This window comes from Mycobacterium sp. NGS69 (assembly GCF_059812165.1).
The window spans coordinates 336,858-354,302 of record NZ_JCALCD010000002.1 but is presented as its reverse complement, the minus strand read 5'-3'; the positions used below and the strand labels follow the sequence as shown (position 1 = coordinate 354,302).

The 17,445-nt window shown below is 70.1% G+C and carries 22 protein-coding genes and 1 pseudogene; 11 read left to right on the top strand and 12 right to left on the bottom strand.

The genetic code is table 11. The annotated features are described in order from the left end of the window. Positions 1-32 precede the first annotated feature (32 nt). Together AC5Y2S_RS06955 and AC5Y2S_RS06950 are read right to left on the bottom strand one after the other, a co-directional pair. Positions 33-662 carry a DUF3159 domain-containing protein gene (locus AC5Y2S_RS06955; protein ID WP_499954919.1) on the bottom strand — a complete coding sequence of 210 codons (630 nt, stop codon included), beginning with the start codon at positions 660-662 and terminating at the stop codon, positions 33-35. After that, the gene (locus tag AC5Y2S_RS06950; RefSeq protein WP_499879717.1) at positions 659-1,027 is read right to left on the bottom strand and encodes an OB-fold nucleic acid binding domain-containing protein; all 369 of its coding nucleotides are present in this window, start codon (positions 1,025-1,027) and stop codon (positions 659-661) included. Before AC5Y2S_RS06950 ends, AC5Y2S_RS06955 begins: the two co-directional genes overlap by 4 nt. A 135-nt stretch (positions 1,028-1,162) precedes the next feature. Between AC5Y2S_RS06950 and AC5Y2S_RS06945 the strand changes: the two genes are divergently transcribed. After that, complete coding sequence (locus tag AC5Y2S_RS06945; protein WP_499954917.1) at positions 1,163-1,861, top strand: alpha/beta hydrolase; 699 nt, start codon at positions 1,163-1,165, stop codon at positions 1,859-1,861. A gap of 3 nt (positions 1,862-1,864) precedes the next feature. Here the strand turns inward: AC5Y2S_RS06945 and AC5Y2S_RS06940 are convergent, their stop codons facing one another. Both AC5Y2S_RS06940 and dut read right to left on the bottom strand, forming a co-directional pair. Further along, positions 1,865-2,602 carry a DUF3710 domain-containing protein gene (locus AC5Y2S_RS06940; RefSeq protein ID WP_499954915.1) on the bottom strand — a complete coding sequence of 246 codons (738 nt, stop codon included), beginning with the start codon at positions 2,600-2,602 and terminating at the stop codon, positions 1,865-1,867. After that, positions 2,602-3,066, bottom strand: a complete 465-nt coding sequence (gene dut / locus AC5Y2S_RS06935) for a dUTP diphosphatase (protein WP_499954913.1) — start codon at positions 3,064-3,066, stop codon at positions 2,602-2,604. Before dut ends, AC5Y2S_RS06940 begins: the two co-directional genes overlap by 1 nt. A gap of 25 nt (positions 3,067-3,091) precedes the next feature. Between dut and AC5Y2S_RS06930 the strand changes: the two genes are divergently transcribed. Next, complete coding sequence (locus tag AC5Y2S_RS06930) at positions 3,092-3,577, top strand: DUF3093 domain-containing protein (protein ID WP_499954911.1); 486 nt, start codon at positions 3,092-3,094, stop codon at positions 3,575-3,577. 4 nt (positions 3,578-3,581) lie between these two features. On the opposite strand, the gene AC5Y2S_RS06925 is transcribed toward AC5Y2S_RS06930, so the two are convergent. Then, complete coding sequence (locus AC5Y2S_RS06925; RefSeq protein ID WP_003919098.1) at positions 3,582-3,884, bottom strand: DUF4193 domain-containing protein; 303 nt, start codon at positions 3,882-3,884, stop codon at positions 3,582-3,584. 171 nt (positions 3,885-4,055) lie between these two features. On the opposite strand from AC5Y2S_RS06925, the gene cei reads away from it, so the two are divergent. Next, positions 4,056-4,706 carry an envelope integrity protein Cei gene (cei, locus tag AC5Y2S_RS06920; protein ID WP_499902423.1) on the top strand — a complete coding sequence of 217 codons (651 nt, stop codon included), beginning with the start codon at positions 4,056-4,058 and terminating at the stop codon, positions 4,704-4,706. Between the two features lie 5 nt (positions 4,707-4,711). On the opposite strand, the gene AC5Y2S_RS06915 is transcribed toward cei, so the two are convergent. Then, positions 4,712-5,599, bottom strand: a complete 888-nt coding sequence (locus tag AC5Y2S_RS06915; protein WP_499954909.1) for an inositol monophosphatase family protein — start codon at positions 5,597-5,599, stop codon at positions 4,712-4,714. 103 nt (positions 5,600-5,702) lie between these two features. Between AC5Y2S_RS06915 and ppgK the strand changes: the two genes are divergently transcribed. Continuing rightward, positions 5,703-6,509, top strand: coding sequence for a polyphosphate--glucose phosphotransferase (gene ppgK / locus AC5Y2S_RS06910; protein WP_499902425.1), 807 nt, complete (start codon positions 5,703-5,705; stop codon positions 6,507-6,509). A gap of 178 nt (positions 6,510-6,687) precedes the next feature. Beyond that, the gene (locus AC5Y2S_RS06905; RefSeq protein ID WP_499954907.1) at positions 6,688-8,232 is read left to right on the top strand and encodes an RNA polymerase sigma factor; all 1,545 of its coding nucleotides are present in this window, start codon (positions 6,688-6,690) and stop codon (positions 8,230-8,232) included. A gap of 8 nt (positions 8,233-8,240) precedes the next feature. Here the strand turns inward: AC5Y2S_RS06905 and AC5Y2S_RS06900 are convergent, their stop codons facing one another. From AC5Y2S_RS06900 to AC5Y2S_RS06890, 3 genes are read right to left on the bottom strand one after another with little or no spacing between them, the layout of a single operon-like run. After that, on the bottom strand, positions 8,241-10,886 hold the full coding sequence (locus AC5Y2S_RS06900; RefSeq protein WP_499954905.1) for an FAD/NAD(P)-binding protein: 2,646 nt from the start codon (positions 10,884-10,886) through the stop codon (positions 8,241-8,243). 28 nt (positions 10,887-10,914) lie between these two features. Beyond that, positions 10,915-11,337, bottom strand: coding sequence for a nuclear transport factor 2 family protein (locus AC5Y2S_RS06895; RefSeq protein WP_499954903.1), 423 nt, complete (start codon positions 11,335-11,337; stop codon positions 10,915-10,917). Then, a complete protein-coding gene (locus tag AC5Y2S_RS06890; protein WP_499954901.1) occupies positions 11,334-11,486 on the bottom strand; it encodes a hypothetical protein in 153 nt (50 codons plus the stop codon). Before AC5Y2S_RS06890 ends, AC5Y2S_RS06895 begins: the two co-directional genes overlap by 4 nt. Before the next feature lie 74 nt (positions 11,487-11,560). Between AC5Y2S_RS06890 and AC5Y2S_RS06885 the strand changes: the two genes are divergently transcribed. Continuing rightward, positions 11,561-11,983 (top strand): RidA family protein, encoded by a 423-nt coding sequence (locus AC5Y2S_RS06885; protein ID WP_499954899.1) that lies wholly within the window; start codon positions 11,561-11,563, stop codon positions 11,981-11,983. On the opposite strand, the gene AC5Y2S_RS06880 is transcribed toward AC5Y2S_RS06885, so the two are convergent. After that, entirely contained in the window at positions 11,923-12,303 is a 381-nt protein-coding gene (locus AC5Y2S_RS06880; RefSeq protein ID WP_499954897.1) for a DUF952 domain-containing protein, read from the bottom strand. The two genes, AC5Y2S_RS06885 and AC5Y2S_RS06880, sit on opposite strands and share 61 nt — an antisense overlap. 108 nt (positions 12,304-12,411) lie before the next feature. Here AC5Y2S_RS06880 and AC5Y2S_RS06875 point away from each other — a divergent pair, with 108 nt between their 5' ends. Both AC5Y2S_RS06875 and AC5Y2S_RS06870 read left to right on the top strand, forming a co-directional pair. Then, positions 12,412-12,597 (top strand): DUF7455 domain-containing protein, encoded by a 186-nt coding sequence (locus AC5Y2S_RS06875; protein ID WP_067156959.1) that lies wholly within the window; start codon positions 12,412-12,414, stop codon positions 12,595-12,597. A 65-nt stretch (positions 12,598-12,662) separates the two neighbouring features. Beyond that, entirely contained in the window at positions 12,663-13,649 is a 987-nt protein-coding gene (locus tag AC5Y2S_RS06870) for a YihY/virulence factor BrkB family protein (RefSeq protein WP_499954895.1), read from the top strand. Here AC5Y2S_RS06870 and AC5Y2S_RS06865 read toward each other — a convergent pair whose 3' ends face one another. Continuing rightward, the gene (locus AC5Y2S_RS06865) at positions 13,650-13,889 is read right to left on the bottom strand and encodes a DUF3039 domain-containing protein (RefSeq protein ID WP_066935025.1); all 240 of its coding nucleotides are present in this window, start codon (positions 13,887-13,889) and stop codon (positions 13,650-13,652) included. Positions 13,890-13,934: 45 nt separating this feature from the next. Between AC5Y2S_RS06865 and AC5Y2S_RS06860 the strand changes: the two genes are divergently transcribed. The 3 genes and pseudogenes from AC5Y2S_RS06860 to AC5Y2S_RS06850 all read left to right on the top strand — a co-directional run bounded on the left by AC5Y2S_RS06860 (position 13,935) and on the right by AC5Y2S_RS06850 (position 16,279). After that, the gene (locus AC5Y2S_RS06860; protein ID WP_499902433.1) at positions 13,935-14,336 is read left to right on the top strand and encodes a DUF3099 domain-containing protein; all 402 of its coding nucleotides are present in this window, start codon (positions 13,935-13,937) and stop codon (positions 14,334-14,336) included. Positions 14,337-14,482: 146 nt separating this feature from the next. Next, positions 14,483-15,445: pseudogene (locus tag AC5Y2S_RS06855) on the top strand (sigma-70 family RNA polymerase sigma factor); the annotation flags it as partial. A 138-nt stretch (positions 15,446-15,583) separates the two neighbouring features. Beyond that, entirely contained in the window at positions 15,584-16,279 is a 696-nt protein-coding gene (locus AC5Y2S_RS06850; protein WP_499902434.1) for an iron-dependent transcriptional repressor DtxR, read from the top strand. Between the two features lie 29 nt (positions 16,280-16,308). Here the strand turns inward: AC5Y2S_RS06850 and AC5Y2S_RS06845 are convergent, their stop codons facing one another. After that, positions 16,309-17,364 (bottom strand): DUF4192 domain-containing protein, encoded by a 1,056-nt coding sequence (locus AC5Y2S_RS06845; RefSeq protein ID WP_499954893.1) that lies wholly within the window; start codon positions 17,362-17,364, stop codon positions 16,309-16,311. Positions 17,365-17,445 lie beyond the last annotated feature (81 nt).

Sequence of the window (17,445 nt, the reverse complement as noted above, 5' to 3'; positions counted from 1 at the left end):
TCACACCCAACGCGCGCTCCCCGCGCGACCGGTCAGTCGACCGCGGCGTCGGCTTCCTCAGGGGCCGGCAAGGCACGCTGCGCGGCCTTGATCGCTGCGTACGTCGCCAGCGCGGCCAGCGCCGTCAGCGGCCAGCCCATCGCGATCCGCGCCACCCCCAGCCAACCGGTCTGGTCGGCGTCGTAGAGCAGCCGCTGGACCACGAAGCGCGCCGCGAACACCAGCGTCCAGCACAGCGTGGCGATGTCGAACGCGTAAACGGCCCGCGACACGGCGCGCCAGGCCCGGTCACGGCCGGTGGCCCAGCTCCACGCGTAGCCGACCAGCGGCCGGCGGATCAGCACCGAGCCCGCGAAAGCCACCGACCACAACAACGACATCCAGATGCCCAGCAGGAAATAGCCCTTGGACTGCCCCACGAGGTAGGCGATCAGTGCGCAGATGGCGACGCCGAAGAACCCCGAAAATGCCGGCTGGGTCGATTCCCGCCGGATGAGCCGCCACACCAACACCAGTGCCGCCACGCCGAGCGCTGACGCGATGGCGGCCAACAAGCCGGAAAGGCTGGACACCGCCACGAATACGACCACCGGCAGCGACGAGTAGATGACGCCGCTCACCCCGCCGACCTGGTCCAGCAAGCGTTCGCTGGAAAGGGTCACCGCTGAATTTCGTAGTGCGGGTTGTAGATGGCCTTGGTCCCGTTCTCGAGCTTGCCCAGCCGGCCCCGCACCCGAAGCGTGCGGCCGGAGTCGATGCCGGGGATGCGGCGTTGCCCCAACCACACCAGGGCGACCGTGTCGGTGCCGTCGAACAGTTCCGCGCGGACCCCGCCGGAACAACCCTTGCCGTTCGTTTCCACGCTGCGCAACGTGCCGATCATGGTGACCTCCTGGCCACGCTCGCAATCGATCGCACGCTGCGCGCCGGCGCTGTCGACTTCGCCCGACAGCTCTTCGGAGTCACGTTGCTCCGGGTCCTCCGTCAATCGACGGGTGAGCCGGCGTAGATACCCTTGGGCCCCCATGGCCCCTCCTGACAGTGGTGATAAAGCCTCGGCGCTTCTCTATGCCAACGGACACCGTAGACCTCTTGGTTCCCCGGTGCCAACCGAACGAAACGTGATGTTGGACGCTCTGTGACGGCCGGGCAATATCGAAGGGTGACTGTCGATCTGCGCGGTGTCGCGACGGTGTTGTTGCCCGGAACCGGCTCCGACGACGACTACGTCTACCGGGCGTTTTCCGGCCCGTTGCGCGAGATCGGCGCCACGCTGGTGGCCCCGCCGCCGCGCCCGGAGGGATTGGTCGAGGGCTACCTGCGCGCGCTGGACGACGCCGCCCGGGACGGCCCGATCGGCGTCGGCGGGGTCTCGATCGGCGCGGCCGTGGCGACCGCGTGGGCGCTCGCCCATCCCGGGCGCACGGTCGCCGTGCTGGCCGCGCTGCCCGCCTGGGCGGGCGCCCCGGACGACGCGCCGGCGGCGCTGGCGGCGCGGCATTCCGCGGCGCAGCTGCGGGCCGACGGATTGGCGGCGACGACGGCGCAGATGCGGGCGTCCAGCCCGCCGTGGTTGGCCGACGAGCTCACCCGGTCCTGGCGCGCCCAATGGCCGCAATTGCCCGACGCCATGGACGAGGCGGCGGCCTACGTCGCGCCCAGTTGCGCCGACCTGGCCCGGCTGACCGCGCCGCTGGCGGTGGCCGCGGCGGTCGACGACCCGATCCACCCGCTGCGGGTGGCCGTCGACTGGGTGGCCGCGGCGCCGCGCGCGGCCCTGTGGACCGTGACGCTGGATCAGATGGGTACGGACACCGCCGCGCTGGGCGCGGCCTGCCTGGCCGCGCTGGCCAGCCTGTAAGCCTTATCCGCCGGTCGTCGTGCGTAGCTGCTGCATCGCCGAGCCCTCGGCGCTGCGGCGCGCGGCCGGTTCGTCGGAGGGCTGCGGCTGCTCCTGGGCCTGCTGCTGCTGCGCGGCGGCGGCCGCCCGCAGCTGTTCGGCCATCGGCTCGGGCAGCTGCACGGGCAGCGGCGTCCGCACCGGCAGCGGTGTGTCGCCGCGGCGAACCACGGTGTCCGCCAACGCCGTTCGCGCCTCTTGCTCCAGCGCTTCCATGGTCTCGTGCGAACCGTTGACGACGCAGCGGATCATCCAGCGGTAGCCGTCGACCCCGATGAAGCGCACCACGCCCGAGGCGGTGCCGACCACCTCCCGGCCCCACGGGCCGTCCTTGATGCTGACCTTCGCCGAGTCCTTGCGCAGCGACTCGGCCAGCTCGCCGGCCACCTCGCGCCACAGCCCGCCGGTCTTCGGGGCCGCGTAGGCGGCGATCGTGAACCGGCCGTTGGCCGTGACGACCCACACCGCGCTGGGCACCCCAGTCTCGGTCAGCTCGACCTGCAGCTGGCCGGCCTCCGGCATGGGAATGAGCACCGAGCCCAGGTCGAGGCGGGCCAACTCGGCGACCGCGGGGTCGTCGAAGTCGTCGATGTCGAACGGGCCCTCGAGCTCTTCCTCGAACTCGTCGTCGACCGGATCCGCGGCGGCGTCCGTCTCAAGGGCGTCGTCGCTGTCGCCTTTGCCTGATCTACCAAGTGCCATCACAAACTCGCATGTCCGCCGGAGGAACCGTGGCCACCGTCGCCACGGGATGTTTCGGCCAGCCCGGCCTCGTCGAACGACGACACCTCGACCAGCTCGACCAATTCGACCCGCTGCACCAGCAATTGGGCGATCCGGTCGCCGCGGTGCACCACGATCGGCTCGGTAGGGTCGAGATTGATCAGCGCGACCTTGACCTCGCCGCGATAGCCGGCGTCGATGGTACCCGGGCTGTTGACGATCGAAAGCCCAACCCGCGCAGCCAATCCGGAGCGCGGGTGCACCAAGCCCACCATCCCGAACGGAATGGCGACGGCCACGCCCGTTCGCACCAACGCGCGCTGCCCGGGGTCGAGCTTCACGTCTTCCGCGCTGTACAGATCGACGCCGGCGTCGCCGTGGTGGGCGCGGCTGGGCAGCGGAAGCTCGGGATCAAGGCGGACGATGGCCAGACTGGTCGACACGGGGCCACAGACTACCCTTGACCGCGTGTCTGCCACGCGCGTCGCGCCGCACAGTGTGCGATATCGCGAACGACTTTGGGTGCCATGGTGGTGGTGGCCACTGGCGTTCGGGCTGGCGGCGCTCATCGCGTTCGAAGTCAACCTCGGGGTTCGGTCCCTGCCCGACTGGCTGCCGTACGCAACGCTGTTCGTGGTCGCGGCCGGGACCCTGCTGTGGCTGGGCCGGGTCGAGATCCGTGTCACCGCGGACCCCGCCGCCCCGGGCGGCGTCGAACTGTGGGCCGGCGAGGCGCACCTGCCGGTCACCGTGATCGCCCGCTCCGCGCAGATCGCCCCCGCGGCGAAATCCGCAGCCCTCGGCCGGCAGCTCGATCCGGCGGCCTTCGTGCTGCACCGGGCATGGGTCGGCCCGATGGTTCTGGTGGTCCTCGATGACCCAGACGATCCGACGCCGTACTGGCTGGTGAGCTGCCGTCACCCGGAGCGGGTGCTGTCGGCATTGCGCAGCTGACCGATCAGGCTGCGCAGTCGGTACAGATCATCACGCCGTTCTTCTCGCTGGCGAGACGGCTGCGGTGTTGAACCAGAAAGCAGCTCGAGCAGGTGAACTCGTCGGCCTGCTTCGGAATGACGCGTACGGACAGCTCCTCACCGGACAGGTCGGCGCCGGGAAGCTCAAAAGATTCGGCGGATTCGGATTCGTCGACGTCGACCACGGCCGAGGCCGCCTCGTTCCGTCGCGCTTTGAGCTCCTCCAGCGAGTCTTCCGAAACGTCGTCCGTCTCGGTGCGCCTCGGAGCGTCATAGTCGGTAGGCATCGTCTCGTCCCCTCGCAGCCCTCTCGTACCTCAAGCAACGCTTTGTACCAGCGTCGAACGCATCCACCAAACGATTCGTGCCCGTATCACGTGCCATTAACGTGTGATTTACGTCACAACCCCGGATTGACCCTTGTCTTGAGTCCTAAACGGTGCAGTTAGAGTTCCCCTGTGGTCGCGCAAATCACCGAGGGTACCGCTTTTGACAAGCATGGACGGCCCTTTCGGCGCCGCAACCCCCGGCCCGCCATCGTCGTCGTGGCGCTGCTGGTGGTGGCCACCGCCGTGGTGTGGACGGTGGCGCTGACGCGACCGGCGAAGGTGCACGAGGCCGTGGTGTGCAACCCGCCGCCGCAGCCGCCCGGGTCGGCGGCGCCCCAACTCGGGGAGCAGGTGTCCCGCAGCGCCATGGCCGACGTCAACCCGGCCAAGCTCGGCGACACCAAGGTCCGCGTCCTCAACGCCAGCGGCCGCGGCGGCCAGGCCGGTGACGTCGCCGGCGCGATGAAGGACCTGGGCTTCGCCCAGCCGACCGCCGCCAACGACCCCCTCTATGCCGGCACCCGGCTGAACTGCGTGGGCCAGATCCGCTTCGGCACCGCCGGACAGGCGAGCGCGGCCGCGGTGTGGCTGGTGGCGCCGTGCGCCGAGCTGTTCAACGACAACCGCGCCGACGACTCCGTCGACCTGTCCCTCGGCACCGAGTTCGGCGCGCTGGCCCACAACGACAACATCGACGCGGTGCTGGCCAGCCTGCGCCCGGGCGCCACCGAGCCGTCGGATCCCGCACTGCTGCAAAAGATTCACGCCAGCAGCTGCTGATCCCTTCAGTCCGGCAGCGGCGCCAGGCCGCCGCAACGTTCCAGCGCGGCCAGCAGCTCGTCGGCGATTCCGGGGGCGGCGGCCACCACCAGTGCCTCGCCGCCCACGGCGCCGTTAGGCTCCGGCACCAGGACGCGGGCGCCCGCCTCGGCCGCGATCAGCGCGCCCGCCGCGCGGTCCCACACCTGCAGCCCGTGCTCGTAGAAGGCGTCCAGCCGGCCCGCCGCGACCATGCACAAATCCAGCGCCGCCGAACCGATGCGGCGCACGTCGCGCACTGCCGGCAAAATGTGCGCAAGTAGCGCCGCCTGGCTGGCCCGGCGCCGCCGCGAATAGCCAAACCCGGTGCCCAGCAACGCCATCGACAACTCGTCGACGGCGGAGCAGCGCAGCGGGCGCGTCTCGCCGCCGTCGGTGACGTGCGCGCCCAGGCCGGTCGCCGCGGAGTAGACGCGCCCGGCGACGACGTCGGCGACCGCCCCCGCCACCGACACGCCGTCGATCTGCGCGCCCACCGACACCGCGTAGGCGGGGATGCCGTAGACGAAATTCACTGTGCCGTCGATGGGATCGAGCACCCAGGTGACCGTGTCGGGCGGCGCGGCATCCGCGGGCCCGCCGCCCTCCTCCCCGAGGATCGGGTCGCCGGGCCGCAGCTGCGCCAACCGGTCCCGCAGCAGCCGCTCGGTCTCGGTGTCGACGACGGTCACCGGATCGGTCGGGGTGGTCTTCGACCGCACCGCGTCGCTGCGCGCGCCGGACCCGCCGGGCGCCGCCGGCCCGAACACCTCGGCGCGCCGGCGGCGCACGAACTCGGCGGCCTCGGCGGACAACTTTTCCGCCACCGAACGCAGCTGCCCGGGCTCGGCCCGCTCGTCATTGCCTCGCGTCACCCAGCCATCGCATCACAGACGCCACGGCCGCGCGCAGACCCCCAGCCGGGGTATCGGTGGAGCTAAGGTGATCGGACAGGCCAAGTCTCGCCGAGGAGTTTCGATGACCAGCACCGACTCGATCACGGGCGCGCCACCCGACGCGGCCACCGGCAAGCCGCAGCGCCGGGGCTTCGGCGTCGACGTCGGCGGCAGCGGCATCAAGGGCGGCATCGTCGACATGGACACCGGGCTGCTGATCGGCGAACGCATCAAGGTGCTGACCCCACAACCGGCGACACCGCCGGCGGTCGCCAAGGCCATCGCCGAGGTCGTCAACGGGTTCGGCTGGACCGGGCCCCTGGGGGTGACCTATCCCGGCGTCGTCACCCACGGCGTCGTCCAGACGGCGGCCAACGTCGACAAGTCGTGGATCGGCACCAACGCCCGGGACATCATCAGCGCCGAACTGAACGGCCAGGACGTCACGATCCTCAACGACGCCGACGCCGCCGGGCTGGCCGAGCAGCACTACGGGGCGGGCCGGGACAAAGCCGGGGTGGTCGTGTTGCTGACCTTCGGGACCGGTATCGGGTCGGCTCTCATCCACAACGGGATCCTGATTCCCAACACCGAGTTCGGCCACCTCGAGGTGGGCGGCAAGGAGGCCGAGCAGCGGGCCGCGTCGTCGGTCAAGGAGCGCAACGGCTGGAGCTACGAAAAGTGGACCCAGCAGGTCACACGGGTGCTGGTGGCCATCGAGAACGCGATCTGGCCGGATTTGTTCATCGCGGGCGGCGGCATCAGCCGCAAGGCCGACAAATGGCTGCCACTGCTGCAAAATCGCACCCCGGTGGTGGCCGCCGCCCTGCAAAACACCGCCGGCATCGTGGGCGCGGCGATGGCCTCGACCTCGGACGTGACGCACTGAATTTTGCCCGGTAGGCCGGTGGGAGCGCCCGCTGTCGTTACAATGGTGCTCGGCGACCGCCCGACTGAAAGCGTGCAAGCACTCACGCTGATCTCCAACGCCGACATTCGACATAGCAGACACTTTCGGTTAACCATGCCCAGACCCACCGAAAGTGCGTCCGACCGAAGGGGTGTAAGTGGCAGCGACCAAGGCAAGCCCGGCGACCGATGAGCCGGTGAAACGCACCGCCACGAAGTCTCCGTCGTCCCCCGCCAAGCGACCGCCGGCGAAGGCCGCCAACGGCGCCGCCGCCCCGGCGAAACGGGCCGCCAAGGCCGCGCCGGGGGCCACCAAGTCCACCCGGGGCCACGAGGCCGAAGCGGCCGCCGAGGCCCCGAAGAAAACCCGTTCCGCGGCCAAGGGCGCCAAGGCGCCGGCCGGCCGCGGCACCAAGGCGGCGTCCAAGGCCGCCCCGGATGCCGACGAGCTCGACACCGACGGCGCCCAGGTGGAGGTCGAGGATCTCGACGCCGAGCCGGATCTCGAGGTCGAGCCCGGTGAGGACCTGGACATCGACCTGAATCTCGACGACCTCGAGGTCGACGAAGCCGCCGACGGCGAAGACGCCGACGTCGAGGCGGACGACACCGAGGAGGGCGAGGAGGACGCCCCGGCCGCGCCCGCCGCGAAGACCAAGGCCGCCCCCGCCGAGGAGGAGATCGCCGAGCCCTCCGAAAAGGACAAGGCTTCCGGCGATTTCGTCTGGGACGAGGACGAATCCGAGGCGCTGCGGCAGGCCCGCAAGGACGCCGAACTCACCGCCTCCGCGGACTCGGTTCGCGCCTACCTCAAGCAGATCGGCAAGGTGGCGCTGCTCAACGCGGAGGAAGAGGTCGAGCTCGCGAAGCGGATCGAGGCCGGCCTGTACGCCACGCAGCTGATGACCGAGCACGCCGAGCGCGGCGACAAGCTACCCGCCGCCCAGCGCCGCGACATGATGTGGATCTGCCGCGACGGCGACCGCGCGAAAAACCATCTGCTGGAAGCGAACCTGCGCCTGGTGGTGTCGCTGGCCAAGCGCTACACGGGCCGCGGGATGGCGTTCCTCGACCTCATCCAGGAAGGCAACCTGGGCCTCATCCGCGCGGTCGAGAAGTTCGACTACACAAAGGGATACAAGTTTTCCACCTACGCGACGTGGTGGATCCGCCAGGCGATCACCCGGGCGATGGCCGACCAGGCGCGTACCATCCGCATCCCGGTCCACATGGTCGAGGTGATCAACAAGCTCGGCCGCATCCAGCGCGAGCTGCTTCAGGACCTGGGCCGCGAGCCCACGCCCGAAGAGCTGGCCAAGGAGATGGACATCACGCCCGAGAAGGTGCTCGAGATCCAGCAATACGCGCGCGAGCCGATTTCGCTGGACCAGACCATCGGCGACGAGGGCGACAGCCAGCTCGGCGACTTCATCGAGGACAGCGAGGCGGTGGTGGCCGTCGACGCGGTGTCGTTCACGCTGCTGCAGGATCAGCTGCAGTCGGTGCTGGAGACGCTGTCCGAGCGCGAAGCCGGCGTAGTACGGCTGCGCTTCGGGCTCACCGACGGCCAGCCGCGTACCCTGGACGAGATCGGGCAGGTGTACGGCGTGACCCGCGAGCGCATCCGCCAGATCGAGTCCAAGACGATGTCAAAACTGCGCCACCCCAGCCGTTCCCAGGTGTTGCGCGACTACCTCGACTGAGCAACAGGTCAGTTCACGGCACCACGGGTCACCGGCGGGCCGGGCGCGGCGCGATGCCGCGACAACAAGCGCGCCGCTTGACCCGGCGCCCCGAGCTGGAGCATCGCGGCCAACGCCGTTTCGAGCACCACTTCTTGCTGCACCCGGCTACCCCCGATCGACGGAAGCCCGGGCAGCGATTCCAGGAGATAGTCGAGCGCGGCGCGTGGCTCGCCCTCGGTCAAGGCGATTAGGCCTTCGCCGATGAGGCGCAGGGTCGTTGCCTGCGCGTCGGTCGCGCCCGGAACGTCGATCGCGCGGATCGCGGCCGGGTCGTTCGCGGCGGCCAGCACCAGCAGCGCGTGAAACGCGATGAACGGCGTCTGCGGCGAGTACGCGAGCGAGCCGGCCTCGGCGAGCACCGCCATCGGGTCGGGCGGGGTAACCCAGTCCGGATGCAGGCGCGCGCGCCACGCCAGCGAACCGGCGTCGACGAGACAACGAACGTCCGTGGAGTGCGGCGGCGCGAGAAACGCGGCGTACCGGCGCGCCGCGGCGGCCGCATCGCCCATCGCCAGCTCGTGCAGCGCGGCGTGCCACTGAAAGTGCGGGACATAGCGCTGGGTGCGACCCTCGCCCGCGATCCAGTCCGTCAGCCACTTCAACCCGGCGCCGTGCGCGTCGGTCTCGTAGTGCACGTGCGCCAGCGCGTGCGCGGCGTTGCCGTTGCCCGGATCGAGTTCGAGCGCGGCGTCCGCCAGGTCGGCCGCGTCGTACCAGAGGCCCTGCTCCGTCCGGCCGTAGGCGCGCAGACCGAGATACCACGGCGCCTCGCCGTGCACGCCGGTGAAGCGCTCGACGTAGTGCCACGCGTCGGGCAACGCGTCGCCGGCGCCCGCGAACGCGATCGACGGCGCCAGCACGAGCAACGCGACCGCGTCGTCCGGCACGCGGTCGAGGTGATCGATGAGCGCGTCGGTGCCCGCGGAATTGCCTTTCTCGCACCACGTGGCGATGGCTTCGACGTGGCTGCGGTCCTCGTCGCTGCCGTGGGCGAGCGCCGCGCGCGCCCGGGCGAGGTGGCCGGTGACCGCGTCGGGACCGCCCGCGCGGTCGGGCCGTTCGGTGGCGATCATCGCGAGGGCGACGTGCGCCCGCGCGTGGCGAGGATCCTCGGCGACCGCGGCGGCGAAGGCCGCCGACGCGCCGTCCTGGACGGCGAGCAGGCGACGCACCCCCTCGGCGTACAAGGCCTGCGCGCCAACCAATCGGGGCGCGGCCCTGATGAGACGGGGCGCCCGGACCGGACGGTCGCGGGTGTCGCCGGCGAGCAGCTGCGCGATGGCGGCCGCCTGGGCTCGGATTTCGGGGATCGCGGTGGTCTCCCACTCCTCGCCCTGGCGGATCGAGCCCAGGCACACGATGCCCGGGACCGTCGCCCCGGCCCCGTCGATGAGGTGGCCGTCGGGGTCGAGGCGCACTCCGACGCCGGACGGGTGCGGCGACGCGATGTTGGTGCCCAACAGGTTCGCCCAGAGCGGGGAGCGTTGCAGGGCGCGCCGATCCCACGCCGCGCCCGTGGCGACGACGACCGCGTCACCGCGGCGGCGCACCGATCGCCAACTTGTCGTCACGACCAGTTCAACACCGTCGCCGCGCAGCGAGACGTCGGCGACGTCGCCCGCGTCGATGATCAGTTGGCCGTTGTTGATCGCGGCGTAGATCGCGGCGGCGATCGTGGGCGGCATGCGATGGCGCAGGACCTCCCAGTCGCGCAAGTCCTCACGCAGGAACCGGCGTTGGTCCTCCCACCCCAACGATCGCCACAGCCGCACCGTGCGCGGCCGGACCGCGTCGACCACTTGCCGCCAGTCGCAACCGGTTTCGCGCGCGTGCGCGAGATCAGCCCAAAGCGCGGCGCGCAACTCGTCGAGCGAGACCTCGGCGCCGAGCGCGTCGAGGTTCGGCACTTCCGTCGGCGGCCCCGTGTCGCGGAATCGCCGCGGGAGCGCCCCGTGACGCGACAGCAGCGTGACGGCGGCGCCGCGCGCGATGAGGTGCAGCGCGACGTCGACGGCCGTGAGTCCCGAACCGACCACCAAGACGCTCGCGGGACGGCGCGCACCGAGGGCGGCGAGCGCGCCGGGCGCCCACGGGTCCACCACGACCCTGCCGTCGGCGGCCGAGTCCGCGCCCAGGGCCAACACCGGGGCGAAGGCTCGTTCCAGCGACTCGGGCATGCCGCCCGCGGGCCGCCCGGTCGCGAGCACGACGGCGTCGGCGGGCAGCGAACGCCCGTCGTTCAGCTTGACGTGCGTGGGCGCGCCCGGCTCCAACCCGACAACCTCGGCGAACTCGATCCGCACGTCGGCGGTCGCGAGCTGTTCTCGCAGGTAGCGGCCGTACGCGAGGCGCGGCGCGAAGCCCTCGACCGGCGTGACGGCCCGCTCGTCGAGCCAGCGGCAAAAGTGATCGGGATCGTCCGGCCAGGCGGACATGCGCTGGGCGGGCACGTTCAGCAGGTGGGTCGGGTCGTCGGTGCCGTACGCCGCGCCGGTGCCGGGTCGGCCCGACGCGTCGATCAGCGTGATCTGCGCGTCGGGTTTACTGCGGCGCAGCTGGACCGCGGCGAGCACACCGGCGGCGCCCCCACCCACGATCGCGACACGCATCATGGCGGAATGCTATATCGGCCGTCACCGGTTAGTCGCGGTTCGGACGGACTCGCTCCAGCGCACCGCTGGGGTCGTAGTACAACTCCTGGCGGGCTATCCGGCCGTCGCGGTAGCGGTAGCGGACCGCGTACGTCGAGCGCAGCCGTTCGTCGCCCACGGTCCAGTCGAACCGCACCAACACAAACGCGGCGTCCGCGCCTGGCGTGATGGCGTAATCGATTGCCTCGTAATGGATTTCCGCGCAGTCGCGAATGGTCAGCGCGATGAACTCGAGCGTGCGCTCGACGCCGTCGATCCGTTCGGGCCAGTCGAAAAGGCGCACCGTCGGGCTCACGTACACCACGTCGGGCCGGTAGAGGTCCCGCGCCAACGACAGATCGTGGGCGGCGAACGCCCGCGCGAAGCGAGCCTCCTGCGTGACGAGCGCGTCTTCCGAGATGCCGGGCGTCATCTGATCACTCCTAACCCGTGCACGGTCGCGCCCGCGGAATACGCGCGGTCATCGAAAACGCCTTGCGCCGTGCGGATTCCGACGTTCGGCGTGCCGATGTTGACCCGGGTCACCGAGCCCTGCCGCTCATCCGCGGCCGCTTTGCCCACACAGCACTCCTACCACCGGCGGTTGCGCGCGTAAAGCCTTTGGCGGCCACGCCAATCGCGCGTACCGTGACCGCATGCCAACCAACCGCACAATCGTGTCGTCCGGCTCCGACTACGAATCGGCGGTCGGGTATTCGCGCGCGGTGCGCGTCGGGCCGCACGTGGCGGTGGCCGGAACGACCGGCGCCGGACCGGCCGGTGACATCGCCGCCCAGGCCCGAGACGCTCTGCGGCGCATCGAGATTGCGCTGCGGCAGGCGGGCGCCGCGCTCACCGACGTGGTGCGCACCCGCGTCTACCTGACCGACATATCGCGCTGGCGTGAGGTCGCGGCGGTGCACGCACAGGTCTTCGGCGAGATCCGTCCGGTGGCGACCATGGTTGAGGTTTCGGCGCTGATCGCGCCCGAGTTGCTGGTGGAGATCGAGGCCGACGCCTACGTCGAACCCGCAGGCCGCGCGACCGGCGCGAAGGTGCCGTCGGGCCCGGGCGGATAGGCGGTGACCGCGATCACAGCCCGGACCGGCAGCGGCCCGTACAGATGCGGGAACAGCATGGACTCCGGATCCGTCGCCACCCCGGGCTCCCAGCGCACCGGCGAGTCCAGCCGGGCCGGGTCGATCTGCAGCAGGACCAGGTCGTCGCGGCCGCGGTAGAGCCGGTTGGCCGGCAGATGCACCTGCTCGGGCGCCGACAGATGGATGAACACCGACCCGTCCGGACCCGGCGCGTCGGGCGAAATCCCACCTCGATCGCGGGCACGGGACCACTCCTCGCGCCCGCACAGGTGCACCAGGACGCCGGCGGGGACGGTCACAGTCGGTCAGCTTAAAACCCGTGAGAAACGACACACCCGACAACGATCGGGGAACAAGGCGAAAACGCCACACGTCTGAGACAGTGAATGAACGAGAACGGAGAAGCCATGTATGCAACTCTGACCAGTCCCGAGCTCACCAGAGCGGACCGCTGCGACCGCTGCGGTGCCGCTGCTCGAGTCCGCGCCAAGCTGCCTTCAGGACTTGAGCTTCTCTTCTGCCAGCACCACGCGAACCAGCACCAGTCGAAGCTGACCGAGCAGGACGCCGTGCTGGAGGTCAGCGAAAGCTAGTCCAGCCGAACTCACCCCTGGGCAATGTGGGCTGCGCGGGCGGTCATCGGTAATGCTGGACGGGTATGAGCGTCCAAGCCGCACGGCCGTCCCGCCACCATGTCTGGCAAATCAGCCTTAGAGCCCTGGCCAAAAGCTGGGACGACTCCATTTTCTCCGAGTCGGCCCAGGCGGGATTCTGGTCGGCGCTTTCCACACCGCCCCTGCTGTTGGGAATGCTCGGCAGCCTGGCCTACGTCGCGCCGCTGTTCGGGAAGGACACGCTGTCCGCGATCGAGAAAAGCATCATCTCCACCGCGCACAGCTTCTTCTCGCCGAGCGTCGTCAACGAGATCATCGAGCCCACCATCCGCGACATCACCGCCAACGCGCGTGGCGAGGTGGTGTCGCTCGGTTTCTTGATCTCGCTGTGGGCCGGATCGTCGGCGATCTCGTCGTTCGTCGACGCCGTGGTGGAGGCCCACGACCAGACCCCGCTGCGACACCCGGTGCGGCAGCGCTTCTTCTCGCTGTTCCTCTACGTGGTGATGCTGGTGTTCGCGGTCGTGGCCGCACCGGTGATGGTGGTGGGACCGCGCAAGGTCAGCGAACACATCCCGGTCGGCCTGTCCAACGTCCTGCGCTACGGCTACTACCCGGCGCTGATCCTGGGCCTGATGATCGGGATCATGCTGCTGTACCGGGTGGCGCTGCCGGTGCCGCTGCCGAGTCATCGGCTGGTGCTGGGCGCCATCCTGGCCACGGCGGTGTTCCTGATCGCGACGCTGGGCCTGCGCTTTTACCTGAGGTGGATCACCAGCACCGGCTACACGTACGGCGCGCTGTCGACGCCGATCGCGTTTCTGCTGTTCGCGTTCTTCGGCGGTTTCGCGATCATGCTCGGGGCCGAGCTCAACGCCGCCATCCAGGAGGAGTTTCCCGCGCCGAGGACCCATGCCCATCGGCTGCGCAACTGGCTGCTGACGCGCCGGCCCGGACCGAAGCGGATCACCGATTTGCCCGCGGCGCCGGTAACGCCGCCCGACGTGGCGACGGCCGAGCCGCCGGCCTGATCAGCCCTTCTTGAGGTGCTCGTAGATCCGCTTGCACTCCGGGCAGACCGGGGAGCCGGGCTTGGCCGCCCGCGTGACGGGAAACACCTCGCCGCACAGGGCCACCACGTGGTTGCCCATGACCGCGCTCTCGGCGATCTTGTCCTTCTTGACGTAGTGGAAGTACTTCGGGGTATCGCTGCCGGTCCCGTCGTCGACGCGTTCGTCGGTCTCGGTGCGTTCGATCGTCTGGGTCTGCATGCCTCACATTGTGCCCCCTGACTCGCCGGTACCGGAATCGGTTGGTTGTGGGACAGTGGACATATGAAGCGCGGCGAAGAGCCAGGGTTCGACGGCTTCGACGACACCAGCCGCCCCGTCTTGATCACCTCGGCCGCACCCTCGTACGAGGAGGAGCATCGCGCCCGGGTGCGGAAATACCTGACCCTGATGGCGTTTCGGATTCCGGCGCTCATCCTGGCCGCGGTCGCGTACGGTGCCTGGCACAACGGATTGATCTCGCTGCTCATCGTGGCGGCCTCGGTGCCGTTGCCGTGGATGGCGGTGCTGATCGCCAACGACCGGCCACCGCGCCGCAAGGATGAGCCCAGGCGGTTCGAGCAGGAGCGGCGGCGCACTCCCCTGTTCCCGACGGCGGAGCACCCCGCGCTCGAGCCGCGGCGACCGCGCCGCGACGGTTCCGGCTAAGCGTCCGCGCGGCGCACTTCTCAGGACATTCTCAGGTCGTCGGTACATCTGTGCACGTCAAGGCGTGTGAGATCGCAACTTGGCGGGAACTCCCAGGGCGGATCCATCGTTGGACTTCTTGACAGTGCAAAGCCGAACGGGAGGTCGCTATGGCGAACGCCAGCACAAGCAGGATCGACGGCGATCTGGATGCTCAAAGCCCCGCAGCGGACCTGGTGCGCGTGTATCTCAATGGCATCGGTAAGACGGCGCTGCTGAACGCGGCGGGCGAGGTCGAGCTGGCCAAGCGGATCGAGGCCGGCCTGTACGCCGAGCATCTGCTGGAGACTCGTAAGCGCCTTGGCGAGAACCGCAAACGGGACCTCGAGGCCGTCGCGCGCGATGGCCAGGCGGCGCGCCGCCACCTGCTGGAAGCGAACCTGCGCCTGGTGGTTTCGCTGGCCAAGCGCTACACGGGTCGGGGGATGCCGCTGCTGGACCTCATCCAGGAGGGCAACCTGGGTCTGATCCGCGCAATGGAGAAGTTCGACTACACAAAGGGATTCAAGTTCTCCACCTACGCCACCTGGTGGATCCGCCAGGCCATCACCCGCGGCATGGCCGACCAGAGCCGCACCATCCGGCTGCCGGTCCACCTCGTCGAGCAGGTCAACAAGCTGGCGCGGATCAAGCGGGAGATGCACCAGAACCTGGGACGTGAGGCCACCGACGAGGAGCTCGCCGCCGAATCCGGCATCCCGGTCGAGAAGATCAACGACCTGCTCGAGCACAGCCGCGACCCGGTGAGCCTGGACATGCCCGTCGGCTCCGAGGAAGAGGCCCCGCTGGGCGACTTCATCGAGGACGCCGAGGCGATGTCCGCGGAGAACGCGGTGATCGCCGAGCTGCTGCACACCGACATCCGCAGTGTGCTGGCCACTCTCGACGAGCGCGAGCACCAGGTCATCCGGCTGCGCTTCGGCCTGGATGACGGCCAGCCGCGCACGCTGGATCAGATCGGCAAGCTGTTCGGGCTGTCCCGCGAGCGGGTCCGCCAGATCGAGCGTGACGTGATGTCCAAGCTGCGCAACGGCGAGCGCGCCGATCGGCTTCGGTCGTACGCCAGCTGATACCCCCAGAGCTAGTAGCAAGCCGGTATGCCCGTCGCGCGAGCGGCGGGCATACTGCTTGCCGGGGACATCCGCAAGAGGCGTTGGACCCATTCGTGCAGCTGGCCAAGTAGACTCAGCGTCAATGGAGGGTGCTGGATGAACGAGCTGGTTGATACCACCGAGATGTACCTGCGGACCATCTACGACCTGGAGGAAGAGGGCGTGACGCCGCTGCGCGCCCGGATCGCCGAACGCCTCGAACAAAGCGGTCCGACCGTCAGCCAGACCGTGTCCCGCATGGAGCGCGACGGATTGCTCCACGTCGCCGGCGACCGCCACCTGGAACTCACCGACAAGGGCCGGGCGCTGGCCATCGCCGTGATGCGCAAGCACCGCCTCGCCGAACGATTGCTCGTCGACGTCATCGGCGTCCCCTGGGAAGAGGTGCACGCCGAGGCGTGCCGCTGGGAGCACGTGATGAGCGAGGAGGTCGAACGGCGGCTGGTGAAGGTGCTCAACAACCCGACCACCTCCCCGTTCGGCAACCCGATTCCGGGCCTGCTGGACCTCGGCGTGGGACCCGACTCCGGCGCCGACGGGGTCAGTCTCGTCCGGTTGACCGAGCTGCCCGCCGGATCGCCGGTGGCGGTGGTCGTCCGGCAACTCACCGAACACGTCCAGGGCGACATCGATCTGATCACCCGCCTCAAGGACGCCGGCGTGGTTCCCAACGCACGCGTCACCGTCGAGACCAGCCCGTCCGGCGGCGGGGTCACCATCCTCATCCCGGGCCACGAGAACGTCACCCTGCCGCACGAGATGGCGCACGCCGTCAAAGTCGAGAAGGTCTGAGCGCCTAGCCCGATGGTGGTGACCCGCCACTAGCCCGCCCGGCGCCCGAACGCCCGTCGCGGCGGCAGCCGCACGCCCAGCTGCTTGGCCAGCCGGTAGCCGGTGGCCGCCAGGTCCCGGATGTCGCCCGGCTTCATCCCGGACTGCAACGCCTGATCCAGCATGCCCGCCATCCGGTGGCCGGGGTCGCAACGCAGCGCGGCCTCCAGCGACACACCGGCGAGCGGGCCGTCGCCGCGGACGTACGCGCTGAACGCGAGCAGCACCAGCGCCTCGACGCGCCAGGGCGGCGGCAGGCAGCGGGCCAGCAGCGCCCACAGCGACTCGGCCTCGTCAGCCCGCTCGCCGACCGCCAGGGCATACAGCGTGTCGCGCACCTGCACATCGCTCAGCGCGCAGCCCAACGCCGCGAGCTGGGCGCGCGACGGCATCTCGCCGGCGGCGACGCGCCGCGCGACCGCCATGGCGCGGCGCACGTCACGGCGGGCACAGGCCACGGGATCGTCGCGCTGCGCCGCCTCCCGCTTGGCCGCCTGTCGCCGGACCGCGTCGGCCAACCCGGCGCTGCGCGCCGCGTCGGGCACGATGACGGCCTGCAGGTCGGCGCGCCGGGCGTAGAGTCGCCGGCCGTCCAGCACCGCCGCCGCGGCCAACGGCGACGCCGATGGGTCGTCGACCGCGCCGCCGGCGCCGCAGCCGTCCACGCAATGCCAGCGCCCGCCGCGGGCCACCCGATCCACCACGTGCGCGGCCCACAACTGAATCCCCCGCTGTGCCAACGCCTCTGCGAGCTCCGCGCACAACAGCCGGTATTCCTCGTTGCAGCTCGGACAATGCGCGCCGTCGGCGTCGACGATCACCGCGATCGCCGCCTCCGGCCGCGCCGCGCCGGCGACCTCGGCCAGGTGCCCGACGCGCTCGACGAGATGCTGAGCGAGATCGACCCGCATCACCGATCCCAGTTCGCCCTGTTCCAGGGACACCAGGACCAATGAATTCTCCGGAACGAAGCCGAGAACGGCCGGTAGCGCGGCGATCAGCGCTCCGGGGCGATTGAGCTTGAAATCAGGTTGATGCGTCGTCATGGGCACCAACGCTGACCGCCGGCACCGTCACACCGTGCCCGCGCAACGGGATCGCGCCGCTCGTCTGTGGAGAAAGTCTGG

Excerpts from the sequence above, each read along its gene's own strand:
- AC5Y2S_RS06950 (WP_499879717.1), bottom strand. The coding sequence starts at position 1,027 with ATGGGGGCCCAAGGGTATCTACGCCGGCTCACCCGTCGATTGACGGAG.
- AC5Y2S_RS06940 (WP_499954915.1), bottom strand. The coding sequence starts at position 2,602 with ATGGCACTTGGTAGATCAGGCAAAGGCGACAGCGACGACGCCCTTGAG.
- AC5Y2S_RS06925 (WP_003919098.1), bottom strand. The coding sequence starts at position 3,884 with ATGCCTACCGACTATGACGCTCCGAGGCGCACCGAGACGGACGACGTT.
- ppgK (WP_499902425.1), top strand. The coding sequence starts at position 5,703 with ATGACCAGCACCGACTCGATCACGGGCGCGCCACCCGACGCGGCCACC.
- AC5Y2S_RS06900 (WP_499954905.1), bottom strand. The coding sequence starts at position 10,886 with ATGATGCGTGTCGCGATCGTGGGTGGGGGCGCCGCCGGTGTGCTCGCC.
- AC5Y2S_RS06895 (WP_499954903.1), bottom strand. The coding sequence starts at position 11,337 with ATGACGCCCGGCATCTCGGAAGACGCGCTCGTCACGCAGGAGGCTCGC.
- AC5Y2S_RS06885 (WP_499954899.1), top strand. The coding sequence starts at position 11,561 with ATGCCAACCAACCGCACAATCGTGTCGTCCGGCTCCGACTACGAATCG.
- AC5Y2S_RS06875 (WP_067156959.1), top strand. The coding sequence starts at position 12,412 with ATGTATGCAACTCTGACCAGTCCCGAGCTCACCAGAGCGGACCGCTGC.
- AC5Y2S_RS06870 (WP_499954895.1), top strand. The coding sequence starts at position 12,663 with ATGAGCGTCCAAGCCGCACGGCCGTCCCGCCACCATGTCTGGCAAATC.
- AC5Y2S_RS06865 (WP_066935025.1), bottom strand. The coding sequence starts at position 13,889 with ATGCAGACCCAGACGATCGAACGCACCGAGACCGACGAACGCGTCGAC.
- AC5Y2S_RS06850 (WP_499902434.1), top strand. The coding sequence starts at position 15,584 with ATGAACGAGCTGGTTGATACCACCGAGATGTACCTGCGGACCATCTAC.
- AC5Y2S_RS06845 (WP_499954893.1), bottom strand. The coding sequence starts at position 17,364 with ATGACGACGCATCAACCTGATTTCAAGCTCAATCGCCCCGGAGCGCTG.